2 protein-coding genes are annotated in these 1,021 nt (G+C 71.1%); both read right to left on the reverse strand.

What is annotated here, in order from left to right:
- A partial coding sequence (locus HII36_RS55465) for an SET domain-containing protein (RefSeq protein ID WP_173531432.1) occupies window positions 1-499 on the reverse strand: 499 nt, incomplete at its 3' end.
- Window positions 496-1,021: GbsR/MarR family transcriptional regulator (locus HII36_RS55470; RefSeq protein WP_173531433.1), on the reverse strand; the 526-nt coding region annotated here is incomplete at its 5' end. The genes HII36_RS55465 and HII36_RS55470, both read right to left, overlap by 4 nt.

Raw genomic sequence — 1,021 nt, forward strand, 5'->3', positions numbered from 1 at the left:
GGCCGGTTCTGATGCGGTCGAGCAGGGGTGGGGCCCAGTGGGTGCCGTAGGCGGTCTGCAGGTGCGGCAGTCGCCAGTCGGCGCCCGTGACCACGCGGCGGCAGAGGGGCGTGGCGCAGCCGCAGGTCATCGACCAGGTTTCGACGCCGCTGTGGGTGGCGTAGTCGAGGGTGAGTTCCTCGCCGGGGGCGATGTCGCGGCGGGCGATCACCGTCGTCGCGTCGTGGTGCCAGAGGTCGGGGTCGCAGGAGTGGTTGCCGTAGCGCACCGGGTGGGCCGGGTCGAGGAGCAGGTGGACGCCCTCGGCGACGGTGAGGCTGCTGTACGGCGGGGTCAGTGAGGCCAGCGTCTCGTCGTCGATGACCTGCCCGCCGAGACGCATGACGACCTCGTCCCGGTGGATCCGCTCGACGGCGAACAGGCCGGTGCCGTGGATGGGGGAGTGCCGGGGCTCGGCTTTCGGGGTGAGCAGGCTTTCTGGGTCGTACGTCCGGCTCATGCCTTGTCGTCCTGCGAGGTCTCATGCGCCGGATGCTCTCGGACGGGCTGGGTCTGTTGCCACTGGTCGATGACCTGGTGGAAGGCCTCGGTCACGAGGAGGAGGAGCTGGGCGGACGACTCGAAGCGGGCGCCCGCCGGGGTGCCGGCCCCGAGGATCTCGGAGCCGCGCCGCGAGGCGTCCACCAGGGCCTCGTTCATCCGCAGGGACGCCAGGATCGACCGGAGCCAGATCCCGTCGTCGAGCACGTAGCGTTCGCGCCGGCCGCCTGAGGGCCGTTCCCGCTTGAGCATTCCCTGCTGTTCGAGGAAGGCGACGGCGTGCGAGATCGACGCGGCGCTGACGCGTAGGCGCTGGACCAGCTCGGCGGCGGTGAGCGTGCCTGAGTCCGTGATGTACAGGCAGGCCAGCACCTTGGCCATCATCTTGGGCAGCCCCTGCCGTTCGAGCAGGGCGGTGAAGGAGTCGGTGAAGTCCTTCACCGCCTGGGGGTCGCGGCCGTGGCCGAGGTCGGGGGCCGGC

The organism is Nonomuraea antri (assembly GCF_013283785.1).
GTDB classification, from domain to species: domain Bacteria; phylum Actinomycetota; class Actinomycetes; order Streptosporangiales; family Streptosporangiaceae; genus Nonomuraea; species Nonomuraea antri.